The organism is Rhodanobacter sp. FW104-R8 (assembly GCF_001617365.1).
GTDB lineage: Bacteria > Pseudomonadota > Gammaproteobacteria > Xanthomonadales > Rhodanobacteraceae > Rhodanobacter.
This window is the reverse complement of record NZ_LVJR01000027.1, coordinates 108,336-130,486: the sequence shown is the minus strand read 5'-3', so window position 1 is coordinate 130,486 and position 22,151 is coordinate 108,336. Positions and strand designations below refer to the sequence as shown.

Sequence of the window (22,151 nt, the reverse complement as noted above, 5' to 3'; positions counted from 1 at the left end):
TGAGGCGGGGCGATCAGGCCGCGCAGCGGGCTAGGTCATGGATGACCTCGCCTTTTCGCACGGGCAGGAGGCCCGCTCGAAAAGCCCGGCCCCGGCTCACGGACTTGCCGCCCATGGATGGGTGGCAAGCGCCAAGCGGGGTGCTCTTTCTCTTTGGTTACTTTCTCTTTGAGCACGCAAAGAGAAAGTAACTCGGGCGCCAACGGCGCACGAAAGCTCTTCATTCCAAGGGAAGCGCAGGCGACTACTTCGCCGCCCGGTCGAACCGGCGGATGAAGTCGCGCACCTGCGGGTAGACCTTCTCGCGCCAGCGGCGGCCGCTGAAGATGCCGTAGTGGCCGGCGCCTTCGATCACCTTGTGCGCGCGGCGCCCGGCCGGGATGCTGCTGCACAGCTCGTGCGCGGCCTCGGTCTGGCCGAGGCCGGAGATGTCGTCCAGCTCGCCCTCGATGGTGAACAGGGCGGTGCGCTCGATGGCGGCCGGGTTCACCCGTTCGCCGGCCACGTCCCACAGGCCGAGCGGCAGCAGGAACTGCTGGAACACCTTGTCGATCGTGTCGAGGTAGAACTCGGCCGGCATGTCGAGCACGGCGTTGTACTCGTCGTAGAACTTGCGGTGCGATTCGGCGTCGTCGAGGTCGCCGCGCAGCAGGTCCTGGTAGAAATCCCAGTGCGAGTTGAGGTGGCGGCCCGGGTTCATCGCGATGAACCCGGCGTGCTGCAGGAAGCCGGGATAGACCTCGCGGCCGCGGCCGGGATAGTTCGGCGGCACGGTATGGATCACGTTGCCCTTGAACCAGGACAGCGGCTGGGTGGTGGCCAGGTTGTTGACGCTGGTGGGGCTGCAGCGCGGGTCGATCGGGCCGCCCATCATGGTCATGCTGCGCGGCGTGGCTTCGCCGCGCGCGGCCATCAGCGCCACCGCCGCCAGCACCGGCACGGTCGGCTGGCACACCGAGATCACGTGCAGGGTGGACGCGCCGATGTGGCGGATGAATTCCTCGACGCAGGCGACGTAGTCGTCCAGCCCGAACGGACCGGCCGCGGCCGGCACCATGCGCGCGTCGACCCAGTCGGTGATGTACACCTTGTGGTCGCGCAGCAGCGTGCGCACGGTGTCGCGCAGCAGCGTGGCGTGGTGGCCGGACAGCGGCGCCACCACCAGCACCACCGGATCGTTCTTCATCTTCTCGATGGTGGACGGATCGTCGCTGAAGCGCTTAAAGCGCTTCAGCTGGCAGAACGGCTTGTCCAGCGCGACCCGCTCGATCACCGCGATCTCGTGGTCGTGCGCGGTGGCGGTGTGGATGCCGAAGGCGGGCTTCTCGTAATCCTTGCCGAGGCGATGGATCAGCTCGTAGCCGGCGGCCATCCGCTGGGCGCCGGGCATCTGCGCGAACGGGCTGCTGGTGTCGTTGAGCATGCGCGCGCCGGCTTGCGCGAAATGGCTCAGCGGGCCGAGGAACGCGCGTTGCCATTCGTGGATCTGGTAGAGCATCGGAGTGGGTTGGCCGCAGGCGGAAGCGGACATCTTAGCGCCGTTTCCGCCGAGCGTGTTGCGCTGCCGCAACCACGGTGCCCAACCGGATCAGTAGCTTGGCGCGACCGTCGGGCAATAACTGCAGCACAGCAGCACCTCGTCGACCCCATCCGTATCGCCGAGGCCGGCGCGCCATTGCAGCGGTTTCTGGAAATGCAGGCCGAGCGGCATGATCACCCGGTTGTACCACCACATCGCGCGCTCGCGCTGGTGGCTGAGGTACCACTGGCCGAGTTCGAGCAGGCGCGAGGACTTCGGCTGCATGCCGTAGACCGCGCTGCGTTCGATGCTGAAGCCGTGCCGGGCGAGCCGGGCCACGACCTGCGCGGGCTCGTAGCGGCGGCAGTGGCCGACGAAATCGTCGAACGCGGTCCACGCCGCCGGATGCAGCGGCACCGACAGCAGCACGCTGGCGCCTGGCGCGGCCACGCGTGCCAGCTCGGCCAGCGCGCCGTCGTCGTCGGCGACGTGCTCGAGAATGTCGAACGCGCAGACCAGGTCGAAGCTGGCGTCGGCGCAGGGCAGCGCGCCGATCATGCCGTGCACCGCCCCGGCACCGCTGGCGTGCAGGCGGCGCAGGGCGGCATGGCTGAGGTCGACGAAGCAGGTGCCGTGCAGCGGCAGGCGCGGGCGCAGGCCGGGCGCCACCTCCAGCCGGCGCGGCGCGGCGGCGGACAGCTCGCGCAGCAGCGGCCAGGTGTTGAAGCGTTCCGGCCCGACCAGTCGCGCGTGCGCCCACAGCGACTCGTAGAAGCCGCGATTGGCGCGGACCAGTTCGGCGTCGCTGCGGCTTTCGGCGCGGGATGGCTGGGACATCGGCGGATTGAACCCGGTCTGCGCTGAGCCTGGCGTGAAGCGCGGCCCGGGGCGCAGCACTCAGCCCAGCAGGCGGATCTCGGTGCCGGCGGCGATATCGTGCAGCGCGCGCCGGCGCGGATCGAACAAGGCCACGGCGAACCAGCCGGCCCACACCGCCAGCAGCGTCCACAGCGTCACGCGCAAGCCGGCTACCGGCGCCAGCAGCAACACCACCAGCGGCGCGGCCGCCACCAGCACGCGGATCAGCGCCTGCTGCAGCGACGGCGCGCCGCCATCGTCGCGGGTGAGCCGGATGCGCCACGGCCGCATGCCCAGGGTCTGCCCGCCGCGCCGCCACGAGCTGATGAAATACGCCGCCACCACCACGCCCTGCAGCGCCTGGTACCACGCCGGCACCACTGTCGTCGCGCCCGTGCGGATCAGCGTGCCGCCGGTGGCCAGCTGGCACAGCAGGCCCACCACCATCACGATCGCCACCACGATCAGCAGGTCGTAGACCAATGCCAGCAGGCGGCGCCACGGCGGGCAGGGGGTGTCGGTGGTGGCGGGATTCGGCGGCATCGTGGGTCGATCGCTTGCGTAGTGCGCGCGCAATGGCCAGCATCGTGCGCATGAGGAAGGAGGAAGACCGCGCCAGTATCGCCGAAGCCGACCAGCGCAGCATCGCCGCGTTCGCGGAGCGCGTGTGGTCGGAGGACGGCCTGGCCGACCGCACGCTGGAAGCCTACCGCCGCGACCTCGAGGCGCTGGCGCTGTGGCTGGCCGGCCGCGGGCGCGGGCTGCGCACGGCGCGGCGTGAGGACATCTCCGCGTACCACGGCGCGCGGCCAGCGGCGGTGCGCTCGATCGCGCGGCGGCAGTCGGCTTTCCGCCGCTACTACGCGTTCCTCGCCCGCAGCGAGCCGGGCTTCGCCGACCCGACCTTGCTGATCGAGCGCCCGAAGCTGCCGCGCAGCCTGCCCAAGGCACTGGCCGAACGCGAGATCGAGGGCCTGTTGACCGCGCCCGATGCCACCACCCTGGGCCTGCGCGATCGCGCCATGCTGGAGCTGATGTATGCCTCCGGCCTGCGCGTGTCCGAACTGGTGGAGTTGCCGCTGGCCGCGCTGAACCCGCGCCAGGGCGTGTTGCGGGTCACCGGCAAGGGCGGCAAGGACCGGCTGGTGCCGGTCGGCGAGGAAGCGCTGGCGCGCCTCGGCGCCTACCTGGCCGACGCACGGCCGGTGCTGGCGAAAGGCCGCCAGCCAGCGGCGCTGTTCCTCAGCAAGCGCGGCGAAGGCATGACCCGGCAGATGTTCTGGACCCTGGTGAAGCGCTACGCGCTGAAAGTCGGGATCAACCCGAAACGCATCTCGCCGCACGTGCTGCGCCACTCCTTCGCCACCCACCTGCTCAACCACGGCGCCGACCTGCGCGCGCTGCAGATGCTGCTCGGCCACAGTTCGCTCAGCACCACCCAGATCTACACCTTGGTGGCGAAGGAAGGCTTGAAGCGGCTGCACGCGCAGCATCATCCGCGGGGGTGACAAGAGTCCGGCGAATCAGGTCTTCGCCACACGTTTCCCGCCGGGTACGGGAGCGCAGCGACAGGGGCCAGCGCCTTACACCTCTGCCCACATCCGCAGCAGGTTCGCGTGCGACTTGCTGACGGCGTCGAACGTGGCGCTCTTGCCTTCGCGGCCGAAGATCTGCCGCTTGGCGTTGTCCAGGTCCCACAGCAGCTCGCGCTTGGCGGTGTCGCGCACCTGGCTCTGCACCCAGATGATGGCGGCGTGGCGCGCGCCCTGGGTCACCGGGGTGACGTGGTGCAGGGAGTTGGCCGGGTAGGCGATGGCGGAGCCGGCGTCCAGCTTGAACCCGTATTCCACGCCGTTGCTCTCCACCACCAGGTCGCCGCCGGCGTAGCTCTTGGCGTCGGACAGGAAGATCGTGATCGCCACGTCGGTGCGCACCGCGCTGCCGAGGCCGCCCATCACCGGGGCGTCGACGTGCGGGCCGTATTGCATGCCGACGTCATAGCGGTTGAACAGCACCTGTGTGGTCGCAGCCGGCAGGATCGAGGTCTGCAGCATCGCATTGCGCAGGAAGGCGCCGCGCACGATGTCCTGCAGCCGGACCGGGCTTTCGGTGTTGATGGCGACCTGCAGGTTCTTCTTCACCTCGCGCGCCGACCAGCCGGCCGTGCTGGCGCCGTCGACGAACGAGGCGCCCTGGAGTTCGCCGCGTATCACGCCGAGTTCTTCGGGGGTCAGCACGTTGGGAGCGCAAATGATCACGGGGATTCCGCCGGGCGATTCAGGCTGTTGGGAGGGGCGTGCGCGGTCAGGTTGTTTCGCCGGGCCGTTTCAGGCCGCTGCGTCGCGGAAATCTACCATCGAACCGGGGCGCCGATCATCGGTTTCTGCGGCAACGCGCACCGAATGGCGTTCAGCCGCCTGTGCGAGAATGCGTGCCTGCCGCCGGCGAACGCGCCGGCCATGGATCGAACGAGGTTGGTGATGCTGAAGAAACTGTTGCTGGCGCTGTGCATCGGCGGGCTGTCCCTGACCGCCTGTGCCGCCGAAAACGATGCGGCGCCGGTCGTCAGCCAAGCGGTGACGCCGGCGGCGCAGCAGATGGTGCGCCAGGCGATCCATAGCCTGGCGGCGAACGTGCAGGTCGATTCGATCGAGCCGGCGCCGATGCCGGGCTTCTACCAGGTGATCGCCGCCGGCCAGTTGCTCTACGTCAGCACCGACGGCAAATACGCGATGCACGGCGACGTGATCGACCTGGGCCGCAAGCAGAACGTCAGCGACAGCGCCTGGGCACGCTTCCGCAAGGCCGAGCTGGCCAAGGTGCCGGCGTCCGAACGCATCGTGTTCGCGCCGCCGAACCCGAAGTACACGGTGACCGTGTTCACCGACGTCAATTGCGGCTTCTGCCGCGCGCTGCACGAGCACGTGGCCGCGTTCAACAAGGAAGGCATCGCGGTGGAATACCTGGCGTGGCCGCGCGAAGGCGTGGTGACCACCGCCGGCCGGCCCACACCGACCTATACCGAGATGGTCTCGGTGTGGTGCGCCAAGGACCGCAAGGCCGCGTTCACCGCCGCGAAGGAAGGCCATGCCCCCGCGCCGGCGACCTGCACCAACCCGGTCAAGGACCAGTTCGAGCTGGGCGTGAAGCTGGGCGTCAGCGGCACCCCGTCGATCTACGGCCCGGACGGCCGCGTGCTGGGCGGCTACGTGACCCCCGAGCAGCTCTTGCAGGCGCTGAAGCAGGGCGGCTGAGGCCGCGCGGCCGCGCTCCCGACCCGGCGGGGCGGCACGCGCAGGGAGCGCCTATGCCGTATTGCAGCATAGGGTAGAATAGGCGTTTCCTTCGCACGGTTTCGTTCCCCGCATGATCGTACTCGACGGGCAGAACGCCCTCTCGCCGTTCCGTCTCGAACGCCTCAATGCCCGCCTCGATGCCCTGCATCGGGGCGTTCGCGTGCAGGCTTCATGGTTCGTCTACTTCATCGATGCCGAGACGGCGCCCGAGGGAGCGCTGCGCCAGCGCCTGCTGGCCGTGCTGGAGGCGAAGGACGTCATTGCGCCGGAGCCGGCCACGCTGTGGGTGGTGCCGCGGCTGGGCACGATCTCGCCGTGGTCGAGCAAGGCCACCGACATCCTGCATGGCGCCGGCTTCGACGTGCGCCGGGTCGAGCGCGGCCTGGCCTGGCTGGTGGCCGGCCTGCCGCCGGCCGGCGCGCCGGACCATGCGGCGATCATGGCGGTGCTGCACGACGCGATGACGCAGTCGGTGCTGCAGCGGATCGAGGACGCGCAGGGCCTGTTCCTGGCCGGCTCGCCCGGCGAGCTGGTGCACGTGGCGCTCGGCGCCGACCCGCGCGGCGCGCTGGCCGCGGCGAATGCGCGGCTGGGCCTGGCGCTGGCCGACGACGAGATCGAGTATCTGGCCGACCGCTATGCCGAGCTCGGCCGCGACCCCACCGACGCCGAACTGTTCATGTTCGCCCAGGCGAACTCCGAGCATTGCCGGCACAAGGTGTTCAACGCCAGCTGGACGGTGGACGGCGTGGAACAGGACAAGAGCCTGTTCGGCATGATCAAGCACACCCACCAGCATGCGCCCGCGCATACGCTGTCCGCCTATTCGGACAACGCGGCGGTGATCGAGGGCAGCACCGGCCGGCGCTTCTTCGCCGACCCGGCCGATGGCGTGTGGCGCGACCACGAGGAGCGCATCGATTACGCGATCAAGGTGGAGACGCACAACCACCCCACCGCGATCGCGCCGTGGCCCGGCGCCGCCACCGGCGCCGGCGGCGAGATCCGCGACGAGGGCGCGACCGGCCGCGGCGGCAAGCCGAAGGCCGGGCTCACCGGCTTCTCCGTCTCCGACCTGCGCATTCCCGGCCTGCCGCGGCCGTGGGAAGTGGACCGCCCGCTGCCGCCGCGGATGGCCAGCGCGTTCGAGATCATGCGCGACGGCCCGCTCGGCGCCGCCGCGTTCAACAACGAATTCGGCCGGCCCTGCCTGGGCGGCTACTTCCGCAGCTACGAGCACGAGACCGGCGAAGCCGGCCTGCGCCGCGGCTACGACAAGCCGATCATGCTGGCCGGCGGGCTGGCCAACCTGCGCCCCGGCCACGTGCTGAAGCATGCGGTGCAGCCGGGCAACAAGGTGATCGTGTTGGGCGGCCCGGCGATGCTGATCGGGTTGGGCGGCGGTGCGGCCTCGTCGGTGGCGTCCGGCGCGTCGAGCGAGGAGCTGGACTTCGCCTCGGTGCAGCGCGACAACGCCGAGATGGAGCGGCGCTGCCAGGAAGTGATCGACGCCTGCTGGCGCTGCGGCGACGCCAACCCGATCGTCAGCGTCCACGACGTCGGCGCCGGCGGCCTGTCCAACGCGATCCCCGAACTGCTCAACGACGCCGGCGTCGGTGGCGTGATCGACCTGTCGAAGATCCCCTGCGACGACCCGTCGCTGTCGCCGATGCAGGTGTGGAGCAACGAATCGCAGGAACGCTATGTGCTGGCGATCGCGCCGGCGGACCTGCCGGCGTTCGAGGCGATGTGCCGGCGCGAACGCTGCCCGCACGCCGTGGTCGGCGAGGCTACCGCCGAGCGCCGCCTGCTGGTGACCGACCCGCGCCGCGAGCTGACCGTGATCGACCTGCCGATGGACGTGCTGTTCGGCAAGCCGCCGCGGATGCATCGCGACGCCAGCCGGCACAAGCCGCGCGTGGACCTGCTGCCCGACCTCACCGGCATCGGCATGGACGAGGCGCTGCTGCGCGTGCTGCGGCTGCCGACGGTAGGCAGCAAGAGCTTCCTGATCACCATCGGCGACCGCACCGTCGGCGGCCTCAACCACCGCGACCCGATGGTCGGCCCGTGGCAGGTACCGGTGGCCGATTGCGCAGTGACCATGGTCGACTTCGACGGCTACGCCGGCGAGGCGATGGCGATGGCCGAGCGTGCGCCGGTGGCGCTGCTCTCCAGCGCCGACGCGGCGCGGCTGGCCGTGGGCGAGGCGATCACCAACCTGGCCGCCGCGCCGATCGCCAGCCTCGGCGAGGTCCGCCTGTCGGCGAACTGGATGGCCGCGGTCAACCATCCCGGCGAGGATGCCGCGCTGTTCGACGCGGTGCACGCGGTCGGCATGGAGCTGTGCCCCGCGCTGGACATCTCGATCCCGGTCGGCAAGGACTCGCTGTCGATGCAGACCGTGTGGCAGGACGGCGCCACCGCGCAGCGCACGGTGGCGCCGGTGTCGCTGGCGATCACCGGCTTCGCCCGCGTCGACGACGTGCGGCGCACGCTCACCCCGCAGCTGCGGCTCCACCGCGGCGACTCCGCGCTGTGGCTGATCGACCTGGGCGCCGGGCGCAGCCGCCTCGGCGGCTCCGCGCTGACCCAGGTGTTCGGCCGTTCGGGCGGCGTGCCGCCGAACCTGGACGACGCCCGGCGGCTGAAGGCGCTGTTCGAGCTGATCCAGGAGGCGAATGCGAACGGCCTGCTGCTGGCCTACCACGACCGCTCCGACGGCGGCGTGCTGATCACCCTGCTGGAGATGGCGTTCGCCGGCCACTGCGGCCTGGAGATCCATCTGGACGGCTGGGCCGAAGCGGCCCTGCGCGCGCTGTTCAACGAGGAACTCGGCGCGGTGGTCCAGGTGGCCGAGGCGAACCGCGAGGCGTTCGAGGCGCTGGTGGTCAAGCACGGCCTGGCCGGCATCTGCCACCGCATCGGCCGGCCCAAGGAGAAGCTGGGCATCAAGCTGTTCCTCGGCGACGAGACCCTGTTCAAGTGGAACTGGAGCGTGCTGTTCAGGGCGTGGAACGAAACCAGCCACGCGATGCAGCGCCTGCGCGACAACCCGCAGAGCGCCGACGCCGAACTGGAATGGCGGCTGGACGACGCCGATCCGGGGATCAGCCCGAAGCTCACCTTCGATCCGGCGCAGGACGTCGCCGCGCCGTTCATCGGCACGGGAGCGCGGCCGCGCATCGCGGTGCTGCGCGAGCAGGGCGTCAACGGCCAGGTCGAGATGTCGGCCGCGTTCACTCGCGCCGGCTTCGACGCGGTCGACGTGCACATGTCCGATCTGGCCAGCGGGCGCGCGAAGCTGGCCGACTTCCGCGGCTTCGCGGCCTGCGGCGGCTTCTCCTATGGCGACGTGCTGGGCGCGGGCCGCGGCTGGGCCACCTCGATCCTGTACAACGACATGCTGCGCGAACAGTTCGCGGCGTTCTTCGCCGACGAGGCGAAGTTCGCGCTGGGCGTGTGCAACGGCTGCCAGATGATGTCGCAGCTGAAGGAGATCATCCCCGGCGCGCAACACTGGCCGAAGTTCCTGCGCAACGCGTCGGAGCAGTACGAGTCGCGCCTGGCCACGCTGGAAGTGCTCGATTCGCCGAGCCTCTTCTTCAAGGGCATGGCCGGTTCGCGCATTCCGGTGGCGGTGGCGCATGGCGAGGGCCGGGTCAGCTTCCCGCATGCCTGCAGCCCGTCGAAGTCGAACGGCGCGGTGCGCTTCGTCGACAACCGTGGCAAGCCGACCGAGAACTTCCCGCTCAACCCCAACGGCTCGCCCGGCGGCCTGGCCGGCTTCACCGCCGCCGACGGCCGCGTGACGATCCTGATGCCGCATCCCGAGCGGGTGTTCCGCAGCGTGCAGCTGAGCTGGCACCCGCAGCAGTGGGGCGAGGATTCACCGTGGATGCGCATGTTCCGCAACGCCCGCGCGTGGTGCGGCTGATCGCCCATTGTCCCGCAGGGCGCTGAGCGATGGCCCGGCGCCGCGGGCCGCCATGGCGTGCCGTGCTGTCGCGGGCGGCCTGGCTGGTCCTGCTGGCCGTGCTGCCGTGGTGGCTCGGACTGCCATGGCTGCTGGCGCTGGCGGCGAGTGTCGTGCTGCTGCAGCACCGGCTGGCGGACCGCCATGCCGCGCTGATCCGCCGCGGCATGCGCTGGGGGCTGCCCGGCGTGCTGTTCGCGCTGCAGCGGGCGTGGGGCGGCGACGCGTTCGCCTTGGGTGCGGCCCTGCTGGGTGCGCTGGCCGGCTACACCCTGCTGGCCGGGCTGGAGGCATGGCTCGATCGCGGCGTGCGCCGCGCGCCGCCGGCGGCGCCCTCTGCCGAATGGCCCGAGCTGGCGATGGCGCCGATCGGCCCGCCCGCGGAAATCATCGAACTGCAGCCGGTGCAATGGCTGGCGGCAGCCGGCGAGCTGCCCGATCCGCTGGGTGGCCACGTGGTCTATCGCACGGGATGCTATCGGTTCGCGGCGGGAAACCGCATCGACGATGTCGGTCCGCAGGCCGCCTTCAGCCCCTGCGGCCGCTGGTTCGCCGCGCGCCTGCGCCGCGACCGCGGCGTGCTGTTGTGGGATCGCCGGCGCGAGCGGCAACACTGGCTACACGGCTGGCAACTCGTCGGCTGGCACCGCGAGCAGCCGTGGCTGGCACGTCGCGAAGGCGACATGCCGCTGGCCTTGTCGGCGGTGCTCGGCGAAGACGATGTGGACGGCGCGTGAAGCCGCGGCACGATCCGCATTTTCTTCGTGCGCATCGCCGCGAACGGTTCTCCCGTCGCGCATCTCCGCGCATACTTGCGTCGTGAACCCCGCTTCCCCACATCGTTCGCCATTTGCGCTGGCGCTCAGCGTGATCGTGGTTTCCGCCGACAGCGGCCCGACCCTGCGCGAGTGCGTGCGCAGCGTGCTGGCCAGCACGCTGTCGCTGGAGCTGATCCTGGTCGACAACGATTCGCACGACGGCGTGCCCGAGGCGATCGAACGCGCCCACGCGCACGACACGCGCTTCAAGGCGATCTACAACTACCGCAACCTTGGGTTCGGCCCGGCGGTGAACCTCGCCGCGAAGCAGGCGCACGGCCGGGCGTTGCTGATCCTCAACCCCGACTGCGTGTTGCGCGAGGATGACCTGCACCGGCTGCTGGCCGTGCTGGAGGGTCGGCCGAAGGTCGGGCTGATCGGCGCGGTGGTGTGCGATGCCGACGGACACCCCGATCCTGCCTCGTGGCGGCGCGATCCGCTGCTGCGGCGCGCGCTCAACAGCCTGCTCGGCCGCCCCGGCGAGCACGTCAACATGGCGCGGGACATACCGGCCGAAGTGGTCGAGGCCGAGGCGGTGTCGGGTGCGGCGATGCTGCTGCCGCGCGAGATGTTCCAGCGCCTCGGCGGCTTCGACGAGGACTATTTCCTGCACTGCGAGGATCTGGACCTGTGCCGTCGCGTGCGCAACCTCGGTTACCAGGTGCTGCTTGCCGGCGACGTCCGCGTGCAGCACGGCAAGGGCAGTTCGAGCCGGCACCGGCCGGTGTTCGTCAGCCGCCACAAGCACCGCGGCATGTGGCGCTGGTTCCGCAAGCACGATCCGGCCGCGCGCAATCCGCTGGTGGCCGGCGTGGTCTGGCTGGGCATCTGGGGGCATTTCCTGCTGCAGATCCCCGGGCAGTGGCTGCGGCGGAAGGCGAGGAGTGAATGAAGAGAAGTGAGAAAATGGAGAAGGCAACAGCGTCCCGCGGCGTCATCGCTTTTCTCTCACCCCTCACTCCTCTTCACTCACTTCCTGCCCCATGAGCGCACGCGCCACGACCACCCTCGCCACCCTCGGCCTGCTGGCGCTGACCGCCGTGTGGGGTTCGACCTTCGTGCTGATCAAGGACGTGGTCGCGCGCATGCCGGTGGCGGATTTCCTGGCCGTGCGCTTCGTGGTCGCCGCACTGGCGATGCTGGCGCTGTTCCCGCGGGCGGTGCTGCGGCTCGGCCGCGGGCAGCTGCTGCGCGGCCTGCTGCTCGGCGCGATCTACGGCGCCGGTCAGTTGCTGCAGACCTGGGGGCTGTCGCTGATCGCGCCCAGCGTGAGCGGGTTCGCCACCGGCATGTACGTGGTGTTCACGCCGATCCTGGCGATGCTGCTGTTGGGCCAGCGCATGGCCGGCGCGGTGTGGCTGGCGGTGGCGCTGGCCACCGTGGGGCTGGCGCTGCTGTCGCTGAACGGCGTGTCGGTCGACCTGGGCGTGTGGCTCACGCTGGCGTCGGCCGCGCTGTACGCCCTGCACATCGTGCTGCTCGGCCAATGGTCGCGGCATGGCGAGGCGTTCGGCCTGTCGGCGGTGCAGATGGTGGCGATCGCGGCGGTCTGCCTGCTCGCCACCGCGCCGCACGGTCCGGTGCTGCCGCCCGACCGCAGCGCCTGGTTCGCCGTGCTGTACATGGCGCTGATCGCCGGCGCCGGCGCGATGCTGATGCAGACCTGGGCGCAGTCGCATCTGCCGGCCACCCGCGCCGCGATCGTGATGACCACCGAGCCGGTGTTCGCCGCCGCGTTCGCGGTGCTGCTCGGCGTCGATGCGCTCACCGGGCGCATGCTGCTCGGCGGCGGGCTGATCCTGGCCGCGATGTACCTGGTGGAACTGATGCCGCGGCGCGCCGCGCTATCCGCCGAGGCGGCGCATCACGAGGTGTGATGTTTCGACGCGCGCCGCGTCGCTCGCGTCTGCAGCGCGATGCGCACCAGATACACCACGATCGCCGCGTTGCCGGCCAGGGTGGCCAGCTTGAGCCAGCCGAAGCGGTGCAGCGTCTCGTACAGCTCCAGCGGGATCAGCGAGCCGGTGGCGATCACGGTGAACCATTCCGCCCAGTACTTGCCCAGCCACAGGCCCACGCCTTCGATGCCGAACAGCACCGCGTAGCCCAGCGCGACCGCGCCGACCGCGACGAAGCGGCTCGGCCCGAAATCCTGCAGCAGGCCGACCAGCCTCCAGCGCAGGCCGTTGCTGTCGGCCAGCGAGAGATGCTCCAGCCAGTGCACCAGCTGTTCGAAGTTCTGCTGGCGGTCGAGATGGAAGGCCGCCATCGCCACCAGCACCAGGCATGCGGTCTTGATGATCTCGTAGACCGCGATGACGCGCAGGCCGGCATGGTGCTGCAACGACGCTGCCGCGGCCGGCTCGGTGGTGCTTTCGATATCGGACATGGATGATGGCGGTGCGGGCAATGTCGTTATTGTCGCCGCTGGTCGATGAACGACCAGTGCGTAATGGCATGGCGGCACGCGGGGGACACGGCGTCGCGGTAGGAGCGCACCCTGTGCGCGATGGCTCTTCGTTATGTGACGAAAAGCATCGCGCACAGGGTGCGCTCCTACCGCGCGCTCAGCAGCAGCGGCCGCCGGTGCCCTTGTAGCGGGCTTCCTGCCGTTCGCGGAAGAACTCCCTGTAGCTGGGCACCTGGCGCTCGGGGTGATGCTCGCGCAGGTGCTTCACGTACACGTCGTAGTCGGGCACCCCGCAGCACAGGCGGGCGGTCTGCACCGCCCACTTGCGCACGGACCGGAAGGTGGTCGCGTTCATCATGGCGTCCCCGCTCAGCCGGCCACGCTGCTCAGCGCTACGTAGGGCTCTTCGTGCGCGGTCGGATGGTTGATGTTCCAGGCCTTGACCACGGCATTCAGGCAGAACAGCACCATCGCCACGACCAGCAGCATGAACAGGCCGGTCATCACCATGTCGACGTAGTTGTTGGTGACGATCTGCTGCATCGCGGCCTGGGTCTTGGCCGGGGCCAGCAGCTTGCCCTGCTGCATGGCCGCCGAGTACTTGTTGGCGGCAGCGGTGAAGCTGATCGGGCCGACCAGCTTTTCATAGCCGGCGGTGAGCGTGCAGACGATCAGCCACAACGCGGGGATGCCCGGTACCCACACGTAGCGCTCGCGCTTGAGCTTCACCACCACCACGGTGGCCAGCATCAGCGCGATCGCGGCCAGCATCTGGTTGGCGATGCCGAACAGCGGCCACAGGGTATTGATGCCGCCCAGCGGGTCGACCGCGCCCTGGTACAGGAAGTAGCCCCACAGCGCCACGCAGATCGCGGTGGCCAAGAGGTTGCCGGTCCACGACTCGGTGGCCTGCAGCGGCTTGTACACCAGGCCGGCGATCTCCTGGATCATGAAACGGCCCACGCGGGTGCCGGCGTCCACCGTGGTGAGGATGAACAGCGCCTCGAACAGGATCGCGTAGTGGTACCAGAACGCCATCATGCCGCCGCCGGGGATGATGTTGTGCAGCAGCTGGGCCATGCCCACCGCCAGCGTCGGCGCGCCGCCGGCGCGGCCGAGGATGCTGCTTTCGCCGATGTCCTTGGCCGTCTGCAGCAGCTCGTCCGGCGTCACCACGAAGCCCCACTGGCTGATCGCGGTGGCGGCATCCTGCACGGTGGTGCCGACGATCGCCCCCGGCGAGTTCATCGCGAAGTACACGCCCGGGTGCAGCGAGGCGGCGGCGACCAGCGCCATGATCGCCACGAACGCCTCCATCAGCATGCCGCCGTAGCCGACCATGCGCGCCTGGCCCTCGTTGGCGAGCAGCTTGGGCGTGGTGCCGGAGGCGATGATCGAGTGCCAGCCGGAGACCGCGCCGCAGGCGATGGTGATGAACAGGAACGGGAACAGGTTGCCGGCGAACACCGGACCGGTGCCGTCGATGAACTTGGTCACCGCCGGCAGCTGCAAGGTCGGCGCGGCCAGGAAGATCGCCAGCGCCAGCAGCGCGATGGTGCCGATCTTGAGGAAGGTGGAGAGGTAGTCGCGCGGCGCCAGCAGCAGCCACACCGGCAGCACCGAGGCGCAGAAACCGTAGGCGATCAGCAGCCAGGCCAGCGCCTTGGCGTCGAAGTCGAACAGCGTGGCGAGCGCCGGCGTGTCGTACACGATCTTGCCGAACCAGATCGAGGCCAGCAGCAGCACCAGGCCGATGATCGACACCTCGAGGATGCGGCCCGGGCGGAACCAGCGCAGGTAGGCGCCCATCAGCAGCGCGATCGGGATCGTGGCGGCCACGGTGAAGGTGCCCCACGGGCTGTGGGTGAGCGCCTTGACCACCACCAGCGCCAGCACCGCCAGCACGATCATCATCAGCACCAGCACGCCGATCATCGCCACGATGCCGGGCAACGGCCCCAGCTCCTCGCGCAGCATGTGGCCCAGCGAACGGGCATCGCGGCGCAGCGAGAGTCCGAGGATCATGAAGTCCTGCACCGCGCCGGCGAATACCACGCCGAACAGGATCCACAGCGTGCCGGGCAGGTAGCCCATCTGCGCGGCCAGCACCGGGCCGACCAGCGGGCCGGCGCCGGCGATCGCGGCGAAATGGTGGCCGAATACCACCCACTTGTCGGTGGGCACGTAGTCGAGCCCGTCGTTGCGCAGCACCGAGGGCGGCGCGCGGCTGGGGTCGAGCTGCAGCACCGAGTGCTCCACGAACTTGCCGTAGAAGCGGTAGCCGATCACGAAGATCGCGATCGACGCGGCGACCAGCCAGATCGCATTGATCGGCTCGCCCCGGCGCAGGGCGACCACGCCCAGGCAGAACGCGCCGACGATGGCGATGGCGACCCACAGGATCTTGCTGGCCGGACTGGGCTTGGGTATGACAGCAGCTTGCATGAGTGGCTCTCCTCGGCGATAGCTGCAAGGGTCGCCCTGCCGGCGGCGGCGGTCAATGCCGGAAACGACCGATCGGTATTAGCCTTTGGTCGAATAGCCTCCCGTTCCCCGTCACGCCGTGGCGAGGCGGCGGCGCTACACTGGCGGCCCCGCCGACCACCCTGGAATCCGTCATGCGCATCCCGGTTCGCCACGGCCTGTTGGGCCTCGTCCTCGTTGCCGCCGCCCTGCCGGTCGCGGCCGTCGGCTCCGGCCAGTTCAAGGACCTGCTGAACAAGGTCAAGCAGTCGACGCATGCCTCCAGCTCGCCGCAGCTCGGCGGCAACCTGCCCACCAGCGACATCGCTGCCGGCCTCAAGGAGGCGCTGGCCAAGGGCACCACCAACGCGATCAACAGCCTCGGCCGCGACGGCGGTTTCTGGAACAACGGCAAGGTGCGCATCCCGCTGCCGGGCAAGCTGGAGCAGGCCGGCAAGCTGGCGCGCGAGCTGGGCCAGGGCGCCAAGGTCGACGCGTTCGAGCTGAGCATGAACCGGGCGGCGGAGAAGGCGGTGCCGCAGGTGGCCGAGATCTTCGGCGACGCGATCCGCAAGATGACCCTGGACGACGCGCGCGGCATCCTCACCGGCGGCGACCACGCGGCCACCGACTTCTTCCGCCGCGTCGCCGGCGACGCGCTGACCGCGCGCATCCATCCGATCGTGGCCAAGGCCACCGACAGCGTCGGCGTGACCCAGAAGTACAAGGCCTTCACCTCCGGCAGCGGCGGCGGGGCGCTCGGCGGCGCCCTGGGATCGCTGGGCGCGCTCGGTGGCGGCAAGTCGGCCAAGGGCGGCGGTCCGCTGAACCTGGACGACTACGTGACGGCGAAGACGCTGGACGGGTTGTTCACCACCATCGGCGAGCAGGAGCAGTCGATCCGCCACAACCCGGGCGCGCGCACCACCGACCTGCTGAAGAAGGTGTTCGGCGGCTGAACCCGCCCGCGGGTTCGGCAAATCGGCACGAGGCCCTGCCCGGCGTGTTGCAGTTGAGGCGCGGGGCGGCACCGCTTGCAATGGGCCGCGTCGACCACAAGTCATCAGGTAACGGCGTTCGAGCGTGAGGCCTGCATGATCCGTGAAATCCTCAAGATGGGCGACCCGCGCCTGCTGCGCATCGCGCCGCTGGTGCCTGCCGCGATGCTCGGCAGCGCCGAACTCGACGCGCTGATCGCCGACATGTTCGAGACTATGCAGGCCGCCGATGGGGTCGGCCTGGCCGCACCGCAGATCGGTGTCGACCTGCAGCTGGTGATCTTCGGCTTCGAGCATTCCGAGCGCTATCCCAATGCTCCCGAAGTGCCGCGCACGATCCTGCTCAACCCGGTGATCACGCCGCTGTCGCAGGACATGGAGGAGGGCTGGGAAGGCTGCCTGTCGGTACCCGGCCTGCGCGGCGCGGTGAACCGCTACACGCTGATCCGCTACGAAGGCGTCGACCCGCGGGGCGCGCGCATCGAGCGCACCGCCGAGGGCTTCCATGCCCGCGTGGTGCAGCACGAGTGCGACCACCTGATCGGCCGGCTGTATCCCTCGCGCATCACCGATTTCAGCAAGTTCGGCTACACCGGCGTGCTGTTTCCGGGGCAGGAGCTGGCAGACGAATGAACGTTCGCGGGCCCGGCTGCCCGCCGGGCGCGGAATGGCGGCTCAAGCGCCGGCCGGTTCCGCCGATACCTTGTCCATGCCGCCACGCGAACTCCGCCTTCATGCCATTCCCGGCCGGTCCGGGCGCGGTACCCGCCAGGGCACGGCGTGCGCCCGCGCCGGCCTGGACCGCCGCCACGGGCCGCCGGCGCGCGGTGCGGAGTCGCCATGGACGTGAAGCCGCCGCCGTGGAGCGCCCAGGCCAACAACGTCGACTGGACCGATCCCAGCCTGCAGTCGCTGCTCAGCAAGACGGAAGGGTGGAGCCTGGACAACCGCGGCGTATTCACGCCGGTGGCGTGCGAGCTGCACGTCGGCTGGGGTGCCGGCGTTGGCCGGCTGGCAAGCCTGGTGTTCGAGCGCAACGGGGTGATGGTGGTCGAGGCGGCCTTCATCATTCCCAGCGGCGAACAGGTGCGCATCGACCGCGTGCAGGCGGGGATGTTGCGTTCGGCCTGGGGCATCGTGATGGATGGGCGCGACGGGCATCGTGCCGAAGACCGCGCCCACGGCATGCGCGTGTACTGGGTGCACATGCGTTGATGCGGCGGCGTGCCCTTGTCCGGAGGGCGACCGACGGCGACCAAGTCGCATCGACATCCAGGCGGCACGATGCATGACCCAAGCAACGCCCGCGACGGAAACCAGCGGCCGTGCAGGTGCTGTGACACACGCGGGAACATCGGCTGAATTTGCGATGGCGTAGAGTGGGACCGGGGCGGACTCCCGCCCGGGAGAGTTCGGTGAAGAAAGAAGATGAAACGCACATGCAGATCGTCTCGGCGGACATCAGCTCGGAATCGCTGACCGGCATGGTGATCTTCCGGCCGCACTGCGTGTCCCGTGCGGGCCGCAAGGTGGACGAAGCCAGCAAGAGCGGCAACTGGTATGCCTTGCGTCCCGCCGAGGTGCGCAGCTTTGCGCGCGCACTGCTGGACGCGGCGGACACGCTGGACCTGAAGACGAAGGCGCTGCAGGCGGCGAAGACGGCGACGGGTTGACCGCGGTGCCGGCGCGCGATTCGCTCAGCCGCGGCGGTAGCGGTTGATGGCGTCGCGCAGTTCGCCGGCGGCGGCACGCGCGGCCGCGGCGAAATCCTCGCCGTGGCCGGCGTACAGGATCGCGCGAGACGAACTGATCAGCAGGCCCGTGCCGGCAGCCGTGCGGCCGTGGCGCAGCACCGCCTCCACGTCGCCGCCCTGGGCGCCGATGCCGGGCACCAGCAGCGGCATGTCGCCGACCACGGCGCGCACCTTGCCCAGCTCTTCCGGCCAGGTGGCGCCGGTGACCAGGGCGCAGTTGCCGTTGGCGTTCCAGTCGCGGGCAACGGTTTCGGCCACGCGCAGGTACAGCGGCAGGCCGCCGCAATCCAGCGCCTGGAAATCCGCGCCGCCGGGGTTGGAGGTGCGGCAGAGCAGGATCACGCCCTTGTCGGCACGGTCGAGGAATGGCTGGATCGAGTCGCGGCCCAGGTACGGGTTCAGGGTGACCGCGTCGGCGCGGTAGCGTTCGAACGCCTCGGTGGCGTAGTGCTGTGCGGTACTGCCGATGTCGCCGCGCTTGGCGTCGAGGATCACCGGCACGCCGGGGTGCTTCGCGTGGATGTGCGCGATCAGCCGCTCCAGCGCGTCTTCGCCGCGCAGCGCGGCGAAGTGCGCGATCTGCGGCTTGAACGCGCAGGCCAGGTCGGCGGTGGCGTCGACGATGGCTCGGCAGAACTCGAACACCGCGTCGGGCGCATCACGCAGGTGCACGGGAAACTTCGCCGGCTCCGGGTCGAGGCCCACGCAGACCAGCGAGTCGTTGCGGGCCCATGCCTGTCGCAGGGATTGCATGAAGTGCATCGAAAGTCTCCTGAATGAAGAGCGAGAAGTGAGTGGAGAGGAGTGAGAAAAGAGAGAAGACGGCTTTCTCTCACTGTTCACTCCTCTCTACTCACTCCTGCTCTTACGCCAGCTTCTTGTACTTCACCCGGTGCGGCTGCGCGCCTTCCTCGCCGAGGCGGCGCTTCTTGTCGGCTTCGTACTCGTTGTAGTTGCCGGGGAAGAACTCCACGTGCGAGTCGCCCTCGAACGCGATGATGTGGGTGGCGATGCGGTCGAGGAACCAGCGGTCATGCGAGATCACGATCGCCGAGCCGGGGAATTCGAGCAGGGCGTCTTCCAGTGCGCGCAGGGTTTCCACGTCCAGGTCGTTGGACGGCTCGTCCAGCAGCAGCACGTTGCCGCCCTGCAGCAGGGTCTTGGCCATGTGCAGGCGGCCACGCTCACCGCCGGACAGGCTGCCGACGATCTTCTGCTGGTCGGTGCCCTTGAAGTTGAAGCGGCCGATGTAGGCGCGCGACTGGATCTCGAAGTTGCCGATGGTGAGGATGTCCGAGCCGCCGGACACTTCCTGCCACACGTTGTTCTTCGGGTCGAGCGCGTCGCGCGACTGGTCGACATACGCCAGCTTGGTGGTGTGGCCCAGCTTCACCTCGCCCGAGTCCGGCGTTTCCTTGCCCATGATCATCTTCATCAGGGTGGATTTGCCGGCGCCGTTCGGGCCGATCACGCCGATGATGGCGCCCGGCGGCACCTTGAACGAAAGGTCCTCGATCAGCACGCGGTCGCCGAACGACTTGGTCACGTTCTTGAACTCGATCACCTCCTGGCCCAGGCGCTCGCCCGGCGGAATGAAGATCTCGTTGGTCTCGTTGCGGCGCTGGTAGTCGACCGAATTCAGCTCCTCGAAGCGGGCCAGGCGGGCCTTGCCCTTGGACTGGCGGCCCTTGGCGGCCGAGCGCACCCACTCCAGCTCCTTCGCGATGGCCTTCTGGCGCGACTTCTCCTGGTTCGCTTCCTGCTTCAGGCGGGCATCCTTCTGCTCCAGCCATTCGGTGTAGTTGCCCTTCCACGGAATGCCGCGGCCGCGGTCGAGTTCGAGAATCCACTCGGCGGCGTTGTCGAGGAAGTAGCGGTCATGGGTGACCGCCACCACGGTGCCGGGGTAGTCGTGCAGGAATTTCTCCAGCCAGTCCACCGACTCGGCATCCAGATGGTTGGTCGGTTCGTCCAGCAGCAGCATGTCAGGCTTGGACAGCAGTAGGCGGCACAGCGCCACGCGGCGCTTCTCGCCACCGGAAAGTGGCCCGATGATCGCGTCCCACGCCGGCAGGCGCAGCGCGTCGGCGGCCACTTCCAGCTGGCGCTCCAGCGCGTGCGCGTCGTTCGCGGCCAGGATGCCCTCCAGCGCTTCCTGTTCCTTGGCGAGCTTGTCGAAATCGGCGCCGTCCTCGGCGTAGGCGGCGTAGACCTCTTCCAGCCGCTTCTGCGCATCAAGGATGACCGACACGCCTTCCTCGACCACTTCGCGTACGGTCTTTTCCGGATTCAGGTCCGGCTCCTGCGCCAGGTAGCCGATCTTGGTGCCCGGCTGCGCGCGCGCCTCGCCCTGGAAGTCCGTATCCACGCCGGCCATGATCTTCAGTACCGTGGACTTGCCCGCGCCGTTGACGCCGAGCAGGCCGATCTTGGCACCGGGGAAGAACGACAGCGAGATGTCCTTGATGATCTGGCGCTTCGGCGGGACGATCTTGCTGACCCCGTTCATGGTGTAGATGTACTGCGAGCTCATGCAACCTCCGAAGGCGTGCGCCGCACCGCCTGCTTAGGTCGGTACGGAAAGGGAATTCGTCAAACCGCGCAGTATAGCGGCTTGTGGCGTCACGCCGATGCTGCCGTCCGGTTCCGCCCGGCAGGTGGCCGCAAACGCCCGGCGGCGCTACACTTTCCGGCTAATCCCGCCACCACCTGCCGAGGCCAGAATGTTCCCCAAGGACTGCACGATTGCCGGTTACGACGACGAACTGGCCAAGGCCATCGCCGACGAAGGTCGGCGCCAGGAAGACCACGTCGAGCTGATCGCCTCGGAGAACTACGCCAGCCCGCGGGTGATGGAAGCACAGGGTTCCAAGCTCACCAACAAGTACGCCGAGGGCTACCCGGGCAAGCGCTACTACGGCGGCTGCGAGTACGTGGACGTCGCCGAGAGGCTGGCGATCGAGCGGCTCAAGCAACTGTTCGACTGCGACTACGCCAACGTGCAGCCGCATTCCGGCTCGCAGGCTAACCAGGCGGTGTATTTCGCACTGCTGCAGCCGGGCGACAAGATCCTCGGCATGAGCCTGGCCCACGGCGGCCATCTCACCCACGGCGCCAAGGTGAACCTCTCCGGCAAGATCCTCGACGCGGTGCAGTACGGCGTGGACGAGAACGGCCTGGTCGACTACGACGAGGTCGAGCGCCTTGCCGTCGAGCACCAGCCGAAGATGATCGTGGCCGGTTTCTCCGCCTATTCGCAGGTGATGGACTGGGCGCGTTTCCGCGCCATCGCCGACAAGGTCGGCGCCTACCTCTTCGTGGACATGGCCCACGTCGCCGGCCTGGTCGCCGCCGGCGTGTACCCGAGCCCGCTGCCGCACGCGCACGTGGTCACCTCCACCACCCACAAGACCCTGCGCGGCCCGCGCGGCGGCATCATCGTCGCGAGCCATGCCGGTATGGGGCCGGCGGCCGAGGAGATCGAGAAGAAGCTGCAATCGATCGTGTTCCCCGGCATCCAGGGCGGCCCGCTGATGCACGTGATCGCAGCCAAGGCGGTGGCGTTCAAGGAGGCGCTGGAGCCGGCGTTCAAGGAGTATCAGGCCCAGGTGGTGAAGAACGCCAAGGCAATGGCGAAGACCTTCATCGCACGCGGCTACAAGATCGTCTCCGGCGGCACCGAGAACCACCTGATGCTGGTCGACCTGATCGGCCGCGACGTTACCGGCAAGGCCGCCGAGGAAGCGCTGGGCAACGCACACATCACGGTCAACAAGAACGCCGTGCCGAACGACCCACGCAAGCCGTTCGTCACCTCCGGCCTGCGCGTCGGCACCCCGGCCGTCACTACCCGCGGCTACAAGGAAGCGGACGTGACCGAACTGACCAGCTGGATCTGCGACGTGCTGGACGCGCCGGGCGACGAGGCGGTGATCGCCCGCGTGCGCGAGGCGGTAACGGCGCAGTGCCACAAATTCCCGGTCTACGGCTGAGGGCGAGAAGTGAGCGGAGAGGAGTGAGAAGTGAGAGAAAGCCGACGCTGATGCTTCCCTCTCGTTG

General features: G+C 69.2%; 20 protein-coding genes. 11 read left to right on the top strand and 9 right to left on the bottom strand.

Going from position 1 to position 22,151, the window contains the following annotated elements:
* Positions 1 to 244 precede the first annotated feature (244 nt).
* The 3 genes from RHOFW104R8_RS08815 to RHOFW104R8_RS08805 all read right to left on the bottom strand — a co-directional run bounded on the left by RHOFW104R8_RS08815 (position 245) and on the right by RHOFW104R8_RS08805 (position 2,920).
* Positions 245 to 1,498 carry a polyhydroxyalkanoate depolymerase gene (locus RHOFW104R8_RS08815; protein WP_068093095.1) on the bottom strand — a complete coding sequence of 418 codons (1,254 nt, stop codon included), beginning with the start codon at positions 1,496 to 1,498 and terminating at the stop codon, positions 245 to 247.
* A gap of 90 nt (positions 1,499 to 1,588) precedes the next feature.
* Positions 1,589 to 2,356, bottom strand: a complete 768-nt coding sequence (locus RHOFW104R8_RS08810; protein WP_068093099.1) for a methyltransferase domain-containing protein — start codon at positions 2,354 to 2,356, stop codon at positions 1,589 to 1,591.
* A 60-nt stretch (positions 2,357 to 2,416) separates the two neighbouring features.
* Positions 2,417 to 2,920, bottom strand: a complete 504-nt coding sequence (locus tag RHOFW104R8_RS08805) for an RDD family protein (protein ID WP_068093102.1) — start codon at positions 2,918 to 2,920, stop codon at positions 2,417 to 2,419.
* A gap of 50 nt (positions 2,921 to 2,970) precedes the next feature.
* Here RHOFW104R8_RS08805 and xerD point away from each other — a divergent pair, with 50 nt between their 5' ends.
* On the top strand, positions 2,971 to 3,885 hold the full coding sequence (gene xerD / locus RHOFW104R8_RS08800; RefSeq protein WP_068093467.1) for a site-specific tyrosine recombinase XerD: 915 nt from the start codon (positions 2,971 to 2,973) through the stop codon (positions 3,883 to 3,885).
* 75 nt (positions 3,886 to 3,960) lie between these two features.
* Here the strand turns inward: xerD and RHOFW104R8_RS08795 are convergent, their stop codons facing one another.
* On the bottom strand, positions 3,961 to 4,635 hold the full coding sequence (locus RHOFW104R8_RS08795; RefSeq protein ID WP_068093107.1) for a Fe2+-dependent dioxygenase: 675 nt from the start codon (positions 4,633 to 4,635) through the stop codon (positions 3,961 to 3,963).
* A gap of 222 nt (positions 4,636 to 4,857) precedes the next feature.
* Here RHOFW104R8_RS08795 and RHOFW104R8_RS08790 point away from each other — a divergent pair, with 222 nt between their 5' ends.
* From RHOFW104R8_RS08790 to RHOFW104R8_RS08770, 5 genes are all read left to right on the top strand, one after another.
* Positions 4,858 to 5,631, top strand: coding sequence for a DsbC family protein (locus RHOFW104R8_RS08790; protein ID WP_068093470.1), 774 nt, complete (start codon positions 4,858 to 4,860; stop codon positions 5,629 to 5,631).
* A 112-nt stretch (positions 5,632 to 5,743) separates the two neighbouring features.
* Positions 5,744 to 9,610 (top strand): phosphoribosylformylglycinamidine synthase, encoded by a 3,867-nt coding sequence (purL, locus tag RHOFW104R8_RS08785; protein WP_068093111.1) that lies wholly within the window; start codon positions 5,744 to 5,746, stop codon positions 9,608 to 9,610.
* A gap of 29 nt (positions 9,611 to 9,639) precedes the next feature.
* Entirely contained in the window at positions 9,640 to 10,386 is a 747-nt protein-coding gene (locus RHOFW104R8_RS08780) for a hypothetical protein (RefSeq protein WP_068093113.1), read from the top strand.
* An 82-nt stretch (positions 10,387 to 10,468) separates the two neighbouring features.
* Positions 10,469 to 11,359 (top strand): glycosyltransferase family 2 protein, encoded by an 891-nt coding sequence (locus RHOFW104R8_RS08775; protein WP_068093115.1) that lies wholly within the window; start codon positions 10,469 to 10,471, stop codon positions 11,357 to 11,359.
* Positions 11,360 to 11,450: 91 nt separating this feature from the next.
* The gene (locus RHOFW104R8_RS08770; RefSeq protein WP_068093117.1) at positions 11,451 to 12,344 is read left to right on the top strand and encodes a DMT family transporter; all 894 of its coding nucleotides are present in this window, start codon (positions 11,451 to 11,453) and stop codon (positions 12,342 to 12,344) included.
* Here the strand turns inward: RHOFW104R8_RS08770 and RHOFW104R8_RS08765 are convergent.
* From RHOFW104R8_RS08765 to RHOFW104R8_RS08755, 3 genes are all read right to left on the bottom strand, one after another.
* Positions 12,332 to 12,856, bottom strand: coding sequence for a DUF2127 domain-containing protein (locus tag RHOFW104R8_RS08765; RefSeq protein WP_068093119.1), 525 nt, complete (start codon positions 12,854 to 12,856; stop codon positions 12,332 to 12,334). The genes RHOFW104R8_RS08770 and RHOFW104R8_RS08765 overlap by 13 nt on opposite strands.
* Before the next feature lie 178 nt (positions 12,857 to 13,034).
* Positions 13,035 to 13,232 carry a YbdD/YjiX family protein gene (locus RHOFW104R8_RS08760; protein WP_068093473.1) on the bottom strand — a complete coding sequence of 66 codons (198 nt, stop codon included), beginning with the start codon at positions 13,230 to 13,232 and terminating at the stop codon, positions 13,035 to 13,037.
* A gap of 14 nt (positions 13,233 to 13,246) precedes the next feature.
* Entirely contained in the window at positions 13,247 to 15,322 is a 2,076-nt protein-coding gene (locus RHOFW104R8_RS08755; protein WP_068093124.1) for a carbon starvation CstA family protein, read from the bottom strand.
* Positions 15,323 to 15,495: 173 nt separating this feature from the next.
* Between RHOFW104R8_RS08755 and RHOFW104R8_RS08750 the strand changes: the two genes are divergently transcribed.
* From RHOFW104R8_RS08750 to RHOFW104R8_RS08735, 4 genes are all read left to right on the top strand, one after another.
* Positions 15,496 to 16,299 (top strand): DUF4197 domain-containing protein, encoded by an 804-nt coding sequence (locus tag RHOFW104R8_RS08750; RefSeq protein ID WP_068093128.1) that lies wholly within the window; start codon positions 15,496 to 15,498, stop codon positions 16,297 to 16,299.
* A 135-nt stretch (positions 16,300 to 16,434) separates the two neighbouring features.
* A complete protein-coding gene (gene def, locus RHOFW104R8_RS08745) occupies positions 16,435 to 16,971 on the top strand; it encodes a peptide deformylase (protein WP_068093133.1) in 537 nt (178 codons plus the stop codon).
* A 207-nt stretch (positions 16,972 to 17,178) separates the two neighbouring features.
* Entirely contained in the window at positions 17,179 to 17,553 is a 375-nt protein-coding gene (locus tag RHOFW104R8_RS08740) for a hypothetical protein (RefSeq protein ID WP_068093137.1), read from the top strand.
* 224 nt (positions 17,554 to 17,777) lie between these two features.
* On the top strand, positions 17,778 to 18,011 hold the full coding sequence (locus RHOFW104R8_RS08735) for a hypothetical protein (protein WP_068093139.1): 234 nt from the start codon (positions 17,778 to 17,780) through the stop codon (positions 18,009 to 18,011).
* A gap of 24 nt (positions 18,012 to 18,035) precedes the next feature.
* Here the strand turns inward: RHOFW104R8_RS08735 and pyrF are convergent, their stop codons facing one another.
* Both pyrF and ettA read right to left on the bottom strand, forming a co-directional pair.
* Positions 18,036 to 18,854 carry an orotidine-5'-phosphate decarboxylase gene (gene pyrF, locus RHOFW104R8_RS08730; RefSeq protein ID WP_068093142.1) on the bottom strand — a complete coding sequence of 273 codons (819 nt, stop codon included), beginning with the start codon at positions 18,852 to 18,854 and terminating at the stop codon, positions 18,036 to 18,038.
* Between the two features lie 103 nt (positions 18,855 to 18,957).
* Positions 18,958 to 20,625: an energy-dependent translational throttle protein EttA gene (ettA, locus tag RHOFW104R8_RS08725; protein ID WP_068093147.1), complete on the bottom strand. Its 1,668-nt coding sequence runs from the start codon at positions 20,623 to 20,625 to the stop codon at positions 18,958 to 18,960.
* Between the two features lie 190 nt (positions 20,626 to 20,815).
* Between ettA and glyA the strand changes: the two genes are divergently transcribed.
* Complete coding sequence (gene glyA / locus RHOFW104R8_RS08720) at positions 20,816 to 22,084, top strand: serine hydroxymethyltransferase (protein WP_068093152.1); 1,269 nt, start codon at positions 20,816 to 20,818, stop codon at positions 22,082 to 22,084.
* Positions 22,085 to 22,151 lie beyond the last annotated feature (67 nt).